Genomic DNA, 14,015 nt, shown 5'->3' on the forward strand with positions numbered 1-14,015 from the left:
TTTACCATTCTTGCAAGACCTATCTCACCTCTGCTCGCCTTTAAATCGCCATTGGAAGCGAAGTTTGTCGTAGAAGGGAAATTCGATAAACAGGACTCCCAAGCCCACACAAAGACTAGCAAGAACATCTGATGGATAGTGAACTCCCAGATAGACTCTTGATACCAGCACACTGACTAGGTAGAGACCTAGCACGATTTGTACGATTCTTCTCCAGACTGGATCTTTAATTCGTTGACTGAGAATGACAATCAGAGTGCCTACCATCAAGGTTACAGCCAGAGAATGGCCACTTGGGAAGGAAAAACCCTTCTCCTCGACTAGGTGTAAGATAGCTGGTCGTGGACGCTGGTAAATATTTTTAAAGGTCACAATCAAAAGACCGGCTAAGGCTAGATTGCCCGCCATGAAGTAGCTTTCTATCTTCCACTGCTTACGATAAAAGATAACGGCTGCAATGGCAACCCAGGTGATAATCACTGGGATATCGATCAGGCGTGTGAGGGCTCGGAACAGGACTGTCAAATAATCTGGTAAGTCCCCACGAATAGCAGTCTGAATCGGTTGGTCAAAACCGACCAGCGTTTCGGGGTAAAACTTGACCATATAGCCAAGAAGGACGAAAAGTAAAAGGGCAAAACTGCCCTTCATTAAAAATGTTTGTTTATCTCTCATAATGTTTTAGGGTTGGTTTCAAGAGGACATACAACAACCAGAATGAAACGGCAAAGATTACACCCTCAATCAAGTTGAAAGGCAAGACCATAGTCATTAGGTAATTGGAAAGTCCCATAATTTTTCCAATATCAAAGTTGGCAAACTTCGCGTACAAAGGAACAGCATAGACATAGTTGAGAATCAACATAGCCGCAGTCAATCCGATTGTCCCCGCTAGAGATGCTAGTAGAAAACGAAGGGTGCTGCGCTCCTTTTTCCAAATCAAACCAAAAGCGATCACAAAAACTCCCAAGGCTACGATATTCATTGGCAACCCAATGTAGGTGTTCACTCCTTGGCTATTCAGGAGCAACTTCAAGAGTGAGCGCATCAAGAGAATTCCTAGAGCAGCTGGTAAATCCATCACCACCAAGCCTACAAGGACTGGCAAGATACTAAACTCAATCTTGAGGAAGGTTGCCGCTGGCAAGAGCGGAAAGTCAAAGTACATCAGCACAAATGAAATGGCTGATAAAATCGCAATGGTCGAAATTCGACGTGTGTTTGTCATAACAGGTTCCTCCAATTTTCTATAAAATCAGAAGAAGTTGGAAAGGATCCCTCTATCTATTCTCACTTTTTATATCTCAAAAGTTCCCTCTCACTCTTTTGAGCAAGCGGTTGCAACTTCTCTATAAACTCATCAGAACAGACAAAGCCATTCTTTCGTCTTCTCCCATCCAGACTATACTGTCGGTTGTGGAATCGCACCACATCAGCTTGCGCTCGCGGACTTCTTTAAGGGAAGGAAATAGAGATTTTTCTTTTAGACTAGGCGACAAGCTGTAGGCATAACTTCCAGTTAGGCAAAACTTGTCAACAAAGTTTTAAAGGAAAAATTTTTTCCTAATGATACTCAATGAAAATCAAAGAACAAACTAGGAAGCTAGCCGCGGGCTGTACTTGAGTACGGCAAGGCGAAGCTGACGTGGTTTGAATTGGATTTTCGAAGAGTATTAAAGTCACCGCCGGTCGGGAATTGCACCCAGCCCTGAAGACCCTTTAATCTTAACAAAAAACGCTTGCAAGTGCAAGCATTTTGATTATTTCAATTTATCTGCTTCATAGGTGTGAACTAGCTCAAGACCTGCAAAGTTCTGCTGACGAAGCGCCTCGTAGACAATCATACATACAGTATTAGAAATATTGAGACTGCGAACATGCTCATCATTCATAGGAATACGGAGAGCCTTTTCGGGATGTTCGCGCATAAAGTACTCAGGCAAGCCCTTATCTTCACGTCCGAAGAGAAAATAATGGTCTTCGTCCGTCGATAAATCTGCTTCAGAATAGACCTTTTCCGCAAATTTTGAAATCAGATAGATTTTGCCCTTCATTCGAGACATGAAATCTTCCAAACTGTCATAAAAATAAATCTCAAGCTTATCCCAGTAATCCAAACCAGCCCGCTTCATCTTGCGGTCATCAATCGGAAATCCCATCGGTTTAATGATGTGAAGGGGAGAATTGGTGGCAGCGCAAGTACGCGCAATGTTACCTGTATTTTGTGGAATCTGAGGCTCGAATAATACAATGTGATTTGTCATTACGGGTTTCCTTTTATCATTGCAAAAAAATAGCCACACTGCCCGGAGTCAAGCTCAGCAAACAGCGTGGTTAAGGCATCGTTAACTTACCTCACAACAGGTTTGAAGTAAATCAGCGAAACTACTTCCTTAGTATAACACTTTCAGAATCAATGTCAATAGAAACGACTTGATTTTTTTACTTTTTTTATTATATTTTCATACTGAGACATTCACTTTCAAAATAGCCTTAGCAAGAGAGTAAAATCACTTCAAATCAGAGACATTTTATAGAGGATAAGCATATTTATCTTCAAAAACTTGAAAAAGCCCTTTCTTCCTTTAAAAATCGGCTTGGCAAGTGCATTTTTTGCTAAAAAAGGGTATGATAGTTACATCATGAAAAAGTAGGTTTTTTATATGAAAATTGTCCTTGTTGGTGGAGGGAAAGTTGGTTTCGCCCTCTGTCGTTCACTAGTAGCGGAAAACCATGACGTTGTCCTCATCGAGCAAAATGAAGCTGTACTTAACCATATTGTCAGTCGCTTTGATATCATGGGCCTCCTTGGAAATGGTGCTGACTTTGCCATCTTGGAGCAAGCTGGCGTTCAAGAGTGCGATATCTTTATCGCTCTAACTGAATACGATGAAGTGAATATGATTTCAGCGGTACTTGCTAAAAAAATGGGCGCTAAAGAAACCATCGTTCGAGTGCGAAATCCTGAATACTCTAATGCCTATTTTAAGGAGAAAAATATTCTTGGATTTTCACTTATCGTTAATCCAGAACTCCTAGCAGCCCGTGCCATCTCAAATATCATCGATTTTCCTAATGCCCTCTCAGTTGAGCGTTTTGCTGGAGGTCGGGTCAGCCTGATGGAGTTTGTTATCAAAGATTCTAGCGGGCTCTGTCAAATGCCAATCTCAGACTTCCGTAAAAAATTTGGCAACATCATTGTCTGTGCTATGGAAAGAGACCATCAACTCATGATTCCAAGTGGTGATGTTACTATCCAGGACAAGGATCGGATTTTTGTTACGGGGAATCGTGTGGATATGATGCTTTTCCACAACTATTTCAAATCGCGTGCAGTGAAAAGCTTGCTTATCGTTGGAGCTGGAAAAATCGCTTATTATCTACTTGGCATTTTAAAAGACAGTCGCATTGATACCAAGGTTATCGAGATCAATCCTGAAAGAGCTCGTTTCTTTAGTGAAAAATTCCCAAATCTCTATATCGTACAAGGAGATGGAACTGCTAAGGACATCTTACTGGAAGAAAGTGCTCCTAGCTACGATGCGGTCGCAACCTTAACTGGGGTTGACGAGGAAAACATCATCACCTCCATGTTCCTTGACCGTGTTGGTGTCCAGAAAAATATCACCAAGGTCAACCGAACTAGTCTTCTAGAGATTATCCATGCGCCTGATTTTTCAAGTATCATCACGCCGAAAATCATCGCAGTGGATACCATTATGCACTTTATCCGTGGTCGGGTAAACGCCCAATACTCAGACCTTCAAGCCATGCACCATCTTGCAAATGGCCAAATTGAAACCCTGCAATTCCATATCAAGGAAGCTAATAAAATGACTGCCAAGCCACTTTCGCATCTAAAATTAAAAAAAGGTGTTCTCATCGCAGCCATTATCCGAAAAGGAAAAACAATCTTCCCTACTGGAGAGGATATGCTTGAGGTGGGAGACAAGTTACTCGTGACGACCTTATTGCCAAACATCACCAAGATTTATGATTTGATTGAGAGGTAAAAAATGAATAAAAGTATGATTCGTTACCTCCTCTCAAAACTTCTCTTGATTGAGGCTGTTCTCCTTCTAGTACCTGTTGGTGTAGCAACCTATTACCAAGAATCCAGTCAAGTATTTATCGCTCTCTTTTCTACGATTGGAATTTTAGTCCTTCTTGGTGGTCTTGGCGTTTTACGAAAACCGAAAAATCAACGGATTTACGCCAAGGAAGGGGTCTTAATTGTTGCCCTCTGTTGGATTCTCTGGTCTTTCTTTGGTGGCCTCCCTTTTGTCTTTTCAGGACAAATCCCAAGCGTCATCGATGCCTTCTTTGAAATCAGTTCTGGATTTACGACTACAGGAGCAACTATTCTGAACGATGTTTCAGTTCTCAGTCGTTCCCTCCTCTTCTGGCGAAGTTTTACCCACTTGATCGGAGGGATGGGGGTGCTTGTTTTCGCACTTGCCATTATGGACAATGCTAAGAATAGTCACTTAGAGGTGATGAAGGCAGAGGTCCCTGGTCCTGTCTTTGGTAAGGTTGTATCCAAACTGAAAAATACTGCTCAGATCCTCTATCTACTTTACCTAGGGCTCTTCTCCCTATTTGTTGTCATCTACTATCTAGCAGGTATGCCCTTGTTTGATAGCTTTGTCATCGCTATGGGAACAGCGGGAACAGGAGGCTTTACCGTCTATAACGACGGAATTGCTCACTACGGTAGTTCCCTAATTACCTATCTTGTCAGTTTTGGCGTTCTAGTTTTCGGAGTCAATTTTAACCTGTATTACTTCCTTATGCTCCGTCGGGTCAAGGCCTTCTTTGGAGATGAAGAACTGCGGGCTTATGTGATTATTGTCCTAGTGTCTACAGGCTTGATTACCCTCAACAGCCTCCACCTTTACCAAGGTGTCTCTAAGAGTTTTGAGATGGCTCTCTTCCAAGTATCCAATATCATCACGACAACAGGTTTTGGTTACGGAGATATTACCAACTGGCCCCTCTTCTCCCAATTTATCCTCCTCTTCCTCATGGGAATCGGTGGATCAGCTGGCTCAACCGCAGGTGGTCTCAAAGTGATCAGAGGACTCATTCTCTCAAAAATCGCAAAAAATCAGATTTTGTCTATCCTATCCCCTCACCGTGTCTTGACTCTGCATATCAATAAAACAGTGATTGATAAGGATACTCAGCACAAGATTCTTAAATATTTTGCCATCTACGTGATGATTATACTCTCTCTCATCTTTATCGTCAGTCTTGATAGCAATGATTTTCTAGTCGTGACCAGTGCTGTCTTCAGCTGTTTTAACAATATCGGACCTATTCTAGGTACAACCTCTAGTTTTGCCATCTTTAGTCCCATCTCTAAAATCCTGCTCTCCTTTGCAATGATTGCAGGCCGCTTAGAGATTTACCCAATTTTACTACTCTTTATGAAACGCACTTGGTCTAAACGTTAATTACAATACAATTCCCCTTTTACAAGCTAGTAGAATGGGGATTTTTCTATTAAAAACGAGAAGACCTTTCGGTCCTCTCCTAATCGATTTATTTTTTAAGAGCTTCTTTATAACGAGCAACTTCCGCTTGGTTAGCCCAAACATAGTGACCTGGACGAATTTCTACCATAGATGGCTTGTCTGTCTCATAGTCATGTTGGTCAGGATCGTAAACTTTCAAGACCTTCTTGCGTTCCAAGATTGGATCTGGAATCGGTACAGCAGATAGAAGCGCCTGAGTGTATGGGTGAACAGGATTGTTAAACAACTCCTCTGTCTCCGCCACTTCGACGATAACTCCCTTATAGATAACCGCGATACGGTCTGAGATAAAGCGAACAACTGACAAGTCATGCGCGATAAAGAGATAGGTCAAGCCCAACTCTTTTTGGAACTTCTTGAGCAAGTTCAAAACTTGCGCACGCACTGATACGTCCAAGGCTGAAATTGGCTCATCCGCAATAACAAAATCAGGTTCCATCACAAGGGCACGGGCAATCCCGATACGCTGACGTTGACCACCAGAAAACTCGTGTGGATAACGGGTCAAGTGTTCTTTCAAAAGTCCAACTTCATGAATCATCTTTTGAACTTTTTCTTTTCGATCTTCTTCGTCTTTGAACAAGTGGTAGTTGTAAAGACCTTCAGAGATGATATAGTCAACTGTCGCACGCTCATTCAAGCTTGCTGCAGGGTCCTGGAAAATCATCTGGATACGACGGATTAAGTCTGAGGATTCCTTGTGAGATTTTTTCCCATTAATTTTCTGGCCATCAAAGATGATTTCACCTTTACTGGTATTATTTAAACCAATAATGGCACGACCAATCGTTGTTTTCCCACTACCAGACTCACCTACAAGAGAGAAAGTTTCTCCCTTGTTGATAAAGAAGTTGGCGTTTTTAACCGCCACAAACTTCTTACTTCCTTCACCGAAGGAAATTTCTAAATCTTTAATTTCTACTAATTTTTCAGACATTTCCTTCCTCCTAGTCTTCTAAATGAGCAAAGCCCATTTTATCACGAATCTTGTCATGCAAATCTGCAATGACTCCAGGTTTTTCAACTTTAGGAGCATTCTCATGAAGCAACCAAGTCTTAGCCCAGTGGGTATCAGTGACTGAAAACTTAGGTGCCTTCTCTTCAAAATCAATTTGCATCGCATAATCTGAACGAAGGGCAAAGGCATCACCTTTCAACTCAGTATAAAGAGATGGTGGTGTTCCTGGGATAGAGTACAATTCCCCCTTATCATCAGCAAGCTGAGGCAAGCTAGACAAGAGACTCCAAGTATATGGATGACGTGGATCATAGAAGACTTCCTCAACAGTACCGTATTCTACAATTTCACCAGCATACATAACCGCTACCTTATCGGCAATACTTGCTACCACACCAAGGTCATGGGTGATAAAGATAATAGTAAAGTGGTACTCATTTTGCAAGGTTTTAAGCAAATCAATGATTTGCGCTTGAATGGTTACGTCAAGGGCCGTTGTTGGCTCGTCACAGATCAAGATATCTGGACGACAAGCAAGAGCAATGGCAATAACGATACGTTGGCGCATCCCTCCAGAATATTGGAAAGGATACTCATCAAAACGTTTTTCAGCGTCTGGAATTCCGACCTTGTTCATATAGTCGATTGCCATCTCTTTGGCTTCCTTAGCTGTTTTCCCTTGATGTTTAACGATAACTTCTGTGATTTGGCTACCGATTGTATTGATTGGGTCCAAGCTTGTCATTGGATCTTGGAAGATGGTCGCAATTTTAGCACCACGAATCTTCTCCCATTCCTTGTTAGAATTCAAGGCGGTCAAGTCTTGTCCACGATAGTCGATGCTTCCTTGGGCAATACGTCCATTGTCTTCTAACATCCCTGTAAAGGTTTTTGTTAAAACAGATTTACCAGAACCAGACTCACCTACCAAGGCAAGAACTTCTCCTTCAATCAGGTCCAGAGAAACTCCTCGGATAGCCGTCAGAACTTTGTCACGAACGTCAAATTCCACGACAATATCACGAGCAGTCAAAATTACATTATTTTCTTTTGTCATGTCTACTCCTATCTATGTGTACGTGGATCACTAGCGTCCGCTAGGTTTTGACCAACAACGAAAAGAGATAGGGATACCAAGATCAAGGTTGTCAACGGAATCCAGAACAAGTAAGCGTTGGTCGTAACGTTTTGTGAGTAATCTGAGATCAAACGTCCCAAACTTGGCACTGTTACAGGTAATCCCAATCCAAAGAAGGAAAGGAAGGCTTCATAAGAGATGAAGCTTGGCAACATCAAGGTCATCGTAGAAACAATAACGGATACCAATTGGGGCATGATATTTTTAACGATGATTTTAAAGGTTGGTGTTCCAAGTGTTTGTGAAGCGAGGTTGTATTCCAAGTCACGGTAACGCATGATTTGGATACGAATCATATAAGCAATCCCAATCCAAGTTGTCACACTCATGGCAAAAATCAAATTCCAGAAACCAGCACCAATTGAGTAAGTCAAGACGATGACAATCAAGAGTGATGGGATGTTTGAAATAATGTTATAAACTTCCATCATGACGCGGTCAACGGATTTTGAAATTCCCCAAATTCCACCAACAATAACCCCAATCACAAGGTTGATAAAAGTTGCAATGACAGAGATGAGGATAGAGTTACGCGCCCCAAACCAAACCCCGTCAAACAAGGATTTACCATTGCTGTCTGTACCAAACCAATGTTCAGCATTTGGTTTGATAAAACGAGCAGAGAAGTCATTGACCTTACTTACATCGTTGAAGTCAAAATCTGAGAACATTGGGTAAATAAAGCTCATCAAGATAATGGCAACCAAAATTCCTAGCATAAAGACTGTTGATTTTTTCTTTAGAAACTGTCTAAATACAGAACCCCAGTATGAATAGGCAGGAGCATCAATTGTTTCAGAGGCAAAATCGTCACGTTTTACGAACTGAAATTTTTCTTTATCGATTGTTGACATTATTTGCCTCCTTTCTCTGTTAATTTAATACGTGGGTCAAGCATAGTCATCCAGATGTCTCCTACAAAGAGTGAGAAGATAGAAATACATGTGAAGATGAAGACGAGACCAACTACCATTGAGTTGTTTGATGCCTTAACAGAGTCAATCAACATTTTACCCATACCTGGGAAGGCGAAGACCGTTTCTGTCAATGTTGCACCACCGATAACCCCGATTACGGCACCAGGAATACCTGAAACCAAAGGAACCATGGCATTTTTAAAGATGTGTTTATTTGAAATTTCTTTTTCAGACAGTCCTTTTGCACGAGCAAAACGTACAAAGTCCTGAGATTGCAAGTCGATCATGTAACGACGAATCCAGATTGCTGTACTTGGTGCTCCCAATAGACCTAGAATGACTGCCGGCAAGACATAAGAACGCCAATCCCCAGCCCCCAAGATAGGGAATGAGTCTGGCAGACCAATAGATGATCCAATCAAACGCACGATGTAAACCAAGGCAATCGTTGGAAGGGCAAGCAAGAAGGTTAGAGCACCTGTCGAGAAGCTATCAATCCAAGTATTCTTGTGGCGAGCCATAGCAGATCCAAGAGGAATTGCGATAGCATAAGAAATAATCAAACCGATCAAACCAGCAACAGCCGAGCTTGCAATCATTGATGGATATTGATAATTACTTTCTGTAGCTGTATATGGATCGTCTTTACCATAGTTGGCTACTTCACGCGCATCTGCTTGACTTGGAGATTTGTAGGTACGAGAGTAAATATCTACAGATGAAGTCTTTTTACCCGTAGGGAATTGAACTTCTGATGTCTTAGTTTGTCCCTGACCTTGTGTGATAACTTGAAGCACTGGTGTGTTTGCATAAGTTGGGTAAGAGTCTCCCAAGTTAATGTTCACAAAGTTTTGGTGTACAAATGGAAATTGATTATTAAAATACAAAAGATATTTATGTTTTGTACCTGAACCCACCAATGACCAACCAATAGCAGGGTCATTTTCAAAACGAAGATAACGTTCCAAGTTTGGATTTTCAGGGTCTTGAATCTTGTTTGTATGATCAATGTCGAGCAAGTTCGAGTAAAATTTGAAAACACGTTCAAAAATCGGAATTTCACGCGTCGCATAGAATTGACCACTTTCTGAGAATACACCGAGTGTCCAACCATTCCCTAGTTGGTTGATGTATTTTTCGTAGATTGCCTTATTAGTATCATTGGCATCAACTGTTACAGATGAGTCCATTGTACTCGCTTTTTCTTGCAACTCCTTGGTATCGTAGTACTCGATATAGCCCATCCGCTCATAAACAGTATTTTCATAGTTATCCCGTTTATCAGGCGTCGTTGCAATCTTGTTATAGTTGGTATCCTGCTTGAAAATCAGTTTTCGCGGAACCATCGTATAGATAATCGTGTAGGTCAAGGTTGTCACCAAGAAGATAGACACCAATGAACGCAATACACGCATAAAAATATATTTCTTCATATCGTTTCCTTTTAAAATCCCAAAAGAACCTTCTCCTCATGGAGAGAAAGTTCTCTTGAGAGTTATTTATTTAACGTGATTAGCCAATTCTTTTTGAACTTTTTCGTTTGATTCTTTTTTCTCTTTGAGCCATTTTTCACGAGCTTGTTCATAGTCAACTTTTGTTACAACCTTGTCTTGTAACTGAATATACTTGAAGTATACATCTGAGCCCTTATCTCCAGACTGGCTGTATGATGCTGTGAATGGTACAACACGAGAAATGATTGGTGCAGCACCACTTGATGACATAGCTGGCAAGAAGAGTGAGCTATCTGTCAACCAAGCTTGAGCAGCCGCGTATTTTTCAAAACGAACATTCAAGTCGCTTGTTTCTTTAGCAGCTTCATCAACTAGCTTATCGTAGTCTTTCAAACCAACTTGAGCTGCTGCAGCGTTACCTGCACCTTCATAACCCATGTATGTTTTTGTTTGTTCAGCATTCGTTGTTTTTAAGATATCAAGGTAAGTTGATGGATCTTCATAGTCTGGGTTCCATCCAACAGCACCTGAGAGATCCCAATCTTCTGCCGCTGCGCTAGCTGCGTAGTAAGTAATATTCTGTAGTTCATCTGCAGTAATTTGTTGGATATCGATAACTACGTTTTCTTCACCAAGTACTGTTTCAACTGATTGTTTGAAAGATTGAATACGTGCAATATAGTTTTTAGATGATTGATCTACTGGAATATCCAAGTGAATAGGGAATTTCACACCTTCTGCTTCCAATGCAGTTTTAGCTTTGGCAAATTCAGCTTTGGCTTTATCCGCGTTGAAGAGTCCATCTTGACCATCCGCAAAGTTTACATTCTTCCACTCATCACCGTAAGTAGCCATCTTTTCAGTTACCAAGTCACCGAAAGTTTTTTCGCCTGCAGAGACAAAACCTGGTTTCACAAAGAGGTTACGAACTGCAAGAGGAGCACCTTCTTTACCATTGATTTGCGCTGAGTAAGAAGTACGGTCAAAGGCAAAGTTCAAGGCCTGACGGAAGTCCTTGTTAAGAAGAGCTTTCTTAGTAGAAGTCTTCTCTTCGTCAGTTGTCTTAGAAGTGTATTTATAACCTTGACGGTCAATATTCACACCCAAACCACCAATACCAGGACCTGATGGAGTGTAGTAGATATTGTCTTTGTATGTTTCTTCTACCTTAGAGTAATTTGAACTTGTTGGGTAAAGACGAGCATAGCTATAAGCTCCACTTGTAAAGTTACGTTCAATTGATTCTTGGTCTGAACCATCATAGTAGGCAAGTGTTACTTTATCAATGTGAACATTATCTTTATCCCAATAGTTTTCATTCTTCACAAATTCGATAGATGACTTAGCAGTCAAACCTCTCAGCAAGAATGGTCCATTGTAAAGCAATGATGTAGGGTCAGTCGCTTTACCAAAGTCAGATCCTTTTGATTTTTCAAATTCTTCGTTCAATGGCCAGAAGATTGAGTAGGCCATCTTAGAGTTCCAGTATGGTTCGGGTTTGTTCAAAGTGTATTCAAGGGTATAATCATCAACCGCTTTTACACCGACTGAAGCAAAGTCTTTATTGTTTCCAGCTATATAGTCAGCTAGACCTTTAACTGAATCTTCTGCTAGATACTTAGCTGCTGATTTATTGTCAGCTGCGTGTTTCAAGCCATTTACAAAGTCTTTCGCTGTCACTTCAGCATATTCTTCGCCATCAGATGTCATCCATTTAACACCTTTACGAATCTTGTAGGTATAAGTCAACCCATCTTTTGAAACTGACCAGTCTTCTGCAATTGCAGGGACTAGGTTCCCATACTTGTCATTTGTGAAGAGACCATCGATACCATTTGAAGTGGCAACCTTAGTACTTTGTTTCCCTGAAATGAGGTAATCCAAAGTTTCCGGATCAGCTGTATAAACATAACCATAGGATTTTGGAGCTGTTGAATCAGATGATTTTGAAGAACCGCAAGCAGCGAGAACGCCAGTTGCCAGCAAAGCAATCCCTGCTGTAACAAATACTCTACTTTTTTTCATGTATGTAACTCCTCTTAAAAAATTTAGGCTTATTGCCAATTATACCATAGATTTCTCAAAAAGTAAACGAATTTTCAGAATATTTAGGCGTGTATCCACAAAAAACTTTCATTTGTCAAATTTCTTTATTCTTTGTTTGCTATTTATCGAGTCATAAGGCAAACCTAATGTCCATAAAGCCTGATTTTCAGGTTTCCTCTCCCCATTTTTCTACCCAGTCAGAAAGGACAAGCTTCTAAATTGGATTTTCGATTAAGAAACTATTGACGTAGAATCATTTTCAAGGTATAATATTAAACGTTGAGGCGGTATAGCCAAGTGGTAAGGCACGGCTCTGCAAAAGCTTGATCGTCGGTTCAAATCCGTCTACCGCCTTTCAGTACCTGAAATAACAGGAATTAACCAAATGAAAAGCCCAAAAAATCGGGCTTTTTTGTTTTTTTCGGATAAATAAGGATAACTTTGAAAATCTTTTGGGGCGAATTTAGGGCGAATAAAAAAACAGTGACGAAAATCACTGTTTTACTCGATTTCTTCTTCGGGTTCTAATTCGGTGATTTGAACTTTTACCTTGGTAACACGCCCATTTTTCACCTTATCATTGGTTAGGATAATCTGCTTGTTTTGACTGAACAGTTCATAACTGATTTTTTCAGTTGTTGGGATCGTACCAACACCCGTCAAATAATAACCGGCGATAGTATCCACATCATCGCTTTCTAGTTCAACGCCAAAGTAATCGTTGAAGTCGTTAAGATTCATGGTTCCTTGTGCAATATAGGTATCCTCACCGATTTGATGGACTTCGATTTCTGCTCTGTCCGTTTCATCATCAATTTCGCCGACGATTTCCTCTAGGAGATCTTCCAGAGTTACCAAACCAGCCATACCACCATATTCATCGAGCAAAATGGCCATTTGTCTTTGGGTATTTCGCAATTCTTTTAGCAAGTCATCCACAAAAATAGTTTCAGGGACAAAGAGTGGATCTTGTAAGATCTTCTTCCAGACAATATTTTCAAAGCCATCTGCATAGGCAGCGTTTAGCAAACGCTTGGTATGAATCAAACCAATCACATTGTCCTTATCCCCATCATAAACAGGAATACGTGAGAAATTTTGCTTCAAAATACTTTCGATAATCGTTTGGCTGTCATCCTGAATATCCACCATGAAGGCGTCGGTTCGGGGCACCATCAGCTCACGAGCCATCAGCTCATCTAAAGAGAAGATCCCCTGTAGCATTTCAATCTCATCTGCATCCAGTGTTTCTTCACTATTGGTGAGCATGTACTCTATTTCATCACGTGTCATCTTTTCGTCAGCATCATCAAAGGTCATTGGCGTCACACGACTCAACAAATTAGTTGAAGCAGATAGTAGCCAGACAAAGGGACTTACAATCTTTCCAAGACCAATAATAATTGGTGCTGTTCGAATCGCCAAAGCATCTTTCAGATTGAGGGCAATCCGCTTAGGATAGAGCTCACCAAAAACAATGGAGATATAGGTCAAGAATGCCAAAGAGAGGAAACTTGCAATGGCGTAAGCCGTCTCTCCACTTCCCATCCAAGATGCGATCACTTGCCCAAGGGTATCCGCCAATTTGGCCCCTGACAAGATCGTAATCAAGGTGATACCGACTTGAATCGTTGATAAAAAGTGATTAGGATTTTCAAGTACCTTTAACAAACGGATATAACTTTTGTCTCCTTCTTCTGCCTTTTGCTCTACTCGGGCACGGTTTAGTGACACCATCGCCATTTCAGTGGCTGAGAAAAAAGCATTTAACAAGGTCAAGATAAATAATAATACAAACTGTAGCAACAAATTCTGACTGCTCGGGTCTTCCATAGTCCTTCTCCTAAAATAGTATCTTGTGTTCCATTATATCACAAATTAGCGTAGGAATCACATTATTTTCTAATTTATACAATCGCTCCCTTATCAATGACGGTCAAGGGAGCGATTTTGTTCTTTTGCAGA

General features: G+C 40.9%; 11 protein-coding genes, 1 tRNA gene and 1 riboswitch. Of the genes, 3 read left to right on the plus strand and 9 right to left on the minus strand.

Going from position 1 to position 14,015, the window contains the following annotated elements; all coding sequences use genetic code 11:
* Positions 1 to 24: 24 nt before the first annotated feature.
* The 3 genes from D8803_RS00100 to D8803_RS00110 form a co-directional block, all read right to left on the minus strand.
* Positions 25 to 675 carry a phosphatase PAP2 family protein gene (locus tag D8803_RS00100; RefSeq protein WP_131199901.1) on the minus strand — a complete coding sequence of 217 codons (651 nt, stop codon included), beginning with the start codon at positions 673 to 675 and terminating at the stop codon, positions 25 to 27.
* A complete protein-coding gene (locus D8803_RS00105; RefSeq protein WP_131199902.1) occupies positions 665 to 1,228 on the minus strand; it encodes an ECF transporter S component in 564 nt (187 codons plus the stop codon). The genes D8803_RS00100 and D8803_RS00105 overlap by 11 nt, the downstream gene beginning before the upstream one ends.
* Positions 1,229 to 1,381: 153 nt before the next feature.
* A riboswitch (FMN riboswitch) is annotated at positions 1,382 to 1,720 on the minus strand.
* 40 nt (positions 1,721 to 1,760) lie between these two features.
* Entirely contained in the window at positions 1,761 to 2,264 is a 504-nt protein-coding gene (locus D8803_RS00110) for a tRNA (cytidine(34)-2'-O)-methyltransferase (RefSeq protein WP_125425133.1), read from the minus strand.
* Positions 2,265 to 2,663: 399 nt separating this feature from the next.
* On the opposite strand from D8803_RS00110, the gene trkA reads away from it, so the two are divergent.
* Both trkA and D8803_RS00125 read left to right on the plus strand, forming a co-directional pair.
* Positions 2,664 to 4,013 (plus strand): Trk system potassium transporter TrkA, encoded by a 1,350-nt coding sequence (gene trkA / locus D8803_RS00120; RefSeq protein WP_061418132.1) that lies wholly within the window; start codon positions 2,664 to 2,666, stop codon positions 4,011 to 4,013.
* Between the two features lie 3 nt (positions 4,014 to 4,016).
* Positions 4,017 to 5,456, plus strand: coding sequence for a TrkH family potassium uptake protein (locus D8803_RS00125; protein ID WP_131199903.1), 1,440 nt, complete (start codon positions 4,017 to 4,019; stop codon positions 5,454 to 5,456).
* Between the two features lie 88 nt (positions 5,457 to 5,544).
* Here the strand turns inward: D8803_RS00125 and D8803_RS00130 are convergent, their stop codons facing one another.
* The 5 genes from D8803_RS00130 to D8803_RS00150 form a co-directional block, all read right to left on the minus strand.
* A complete protein-coding gene (locus D8803_RS00130; RefSeq protein ID WP_001291316.1) occupies positions 5,545 to 6,474 on the minus strand; it encodes an ATP-binding cassette domain-containing protein in 930 nt (309 codons plus the stop codon).
* A gap of 10 nt (positions 6,475 to 6,484) precedes the next feature.
* Positions 6,485 to 7,552 carry an ABC transporter ATP-binding protein gene (locus D8803_RS00135; protein ID WP_000159696.1) on the minus strand — a complete coding sequence of 356 codons (1,068 nt, stop codon included), beginning with the start codon at positions 7,550 to 7,552 and terminating at the stop codon, positions 6,485 to 6,487.
* Between the two features lie 8 nt (positions 7,553 to 7,560).
* Positions 7,561 to 8,487: an oligopeptide ABC transporter permease OppC gene (oppC, locus tag D8803_RS00140; RefSeq protein ID WP_000103692.1), complete on the minus strand. Its 927-nt coding sequence runs from the start codon at positions 8,485 to 8,487 to the stop codon at positions 7,561 to 7,563.
* Complete coding sequence (locus D8803_RS00145) at positions 8,487 to 9,983, minus strand: ABC transporter permease (RefSeq protein ID WP_093585951.1); 1,497 nt, start codon at positions 9,981 to 9,983, stop codon at positions 8,487 to 8,489. The genes oppC and D8803_RS00145 overlap by 1 nt, the downstream gene beginning before the upstream one ends.
* A 66-nt stretch (positions 9,984 to 10,049) precedes the next feature.
* Positions 10,050 to 12,029, minus strand: coding sequence for a peptide ABC transporter substrate-binding protein (locus D8803_RS00150; RefSeq protein ID WP_125847798.1), 1,980 nt, complete (start codon positions 12,027 to 12,029; stop codon positions 10,050 to 10,052).
* Positions 12,030 to 12,333: 304 nt separating this feature from the next.
* On the opposite strand from D8803_RS00150, the gene D8803_RS00155 reads away from it, so the two are divergent.
* Positions 12,334 to 12,404, plus strand: a tRNA-Cys gene (locus tag D8803_RS00155).
* A 147-nt stretch (positions 12,405 to 12,551) separates the two neighbouring features.
* Here D8803_RS00155 and D8803_RS00160 read toward each other — a convergent pair.
* Positions 12,552 to 13,883, minus strand: a complete 1,332-nt coding sequence (locus tag D8803_RS00160) for a hemolysin family protein (RefSeq protein ID WP_131199904.1) — start codon at positions 13,881 to 13,883, stop codon at positions 12,552 to 12,554.
* Between the last annotated feature and the right edge of the window lie 132 nt (positions 13,884 to 14,015).

This window comes from Streptococcus oralis (assembly GCF_003943385.1).
Classification (GTDB): Bacteria; Bacillota; Bacilli; order Lactobacillales; family Streptococcaceae; genus Streptococcus; species Streptococcus oralis_CA.

What these genes read in the sequence shown, in the direction of transcription:
- D8803_RS00160 (WP_131199904.1), bottom strand. Translation starts at nt 13,883, where the DNA reads ATGGAAGACCCGAGCAGTCAGAATTTGTTGCTACAGTTTGTATTATTA.
- D8803_RS00135 (WP_000159696.1), bottom strand. Translation starts at nt 7,552, where the DNA reads ATGACAAAAGAAAATAATGTAATTTTGACTGCTCGTGATATTGTCGTG.
- D8803_RS00125 (WP_131199903.1), top strand. Translation starts at nt 4,017, where the DNA reads ATGAATAAAAGTATGATTCGTTACCTCCTCTCAAAACTTCTCTTGATT.
- oppC (WP_000103692.1), bottom strand. Translation starts at nt 8,487, where the DNA reads ATGTCAACAATCGATAAAGAAAAATTTCAGTTCGTAAAACGTGACGAT.
- D8803_RS00100 (WP_131199901.1), bottom strand. Translation starts at nt 675, where the DNA reads ATGAGAGATAAACAAACATTTTTAATGAAGGGCAGTTTTGCCCTTTTA.
- D8803_RS00105 (WP_131199902.1), bottom strand. Translation starts at nt 1,228, where the DNA reads ATGACAAACACACGTCGAATTTCGACCATTGCGATTTTATCAGCCATT.
- D8803_RS00130 (WP_001291316.1), bottom strand. Translation starts at nt 6,474, where the DNA reads ATGTCTGAAAAATTAGTAGAAATTAAAGATTTAGAAATTTCCTTCGGT.
- D8803_RS00110 (WP_125425133.1), bottom strand. Translation starts at nt 2,264, where the DNA reads ATGACAAATCACATTGTATTATTCGAGCCTCAGATTCCACAAAATACA.
- D8803_RS00150 (WP_125847798.1), bottom strand. Translation starts at nt 12,029, where the DNA reads ATGAAAAAAAGTAGAGTATTTGTTACAGCAGGGATTGCTTTGCTGGCA.
- D8803_RS00145 (WP_093585951.1), bottom strand. Translation starts at nt 9,983, where the DNA reads ATGAAGAAATATATTTTTATGCGTGTATTGCGTTCATTGGTGTCTATC.
- trkA (WP_061418132.1), top strand. Translation starts at nt 2,664, where the DNA reads ATGAAAATTGTCCTTGTTGGTGGAGGGAAAGTTGGTTTCGCCCTCTGT.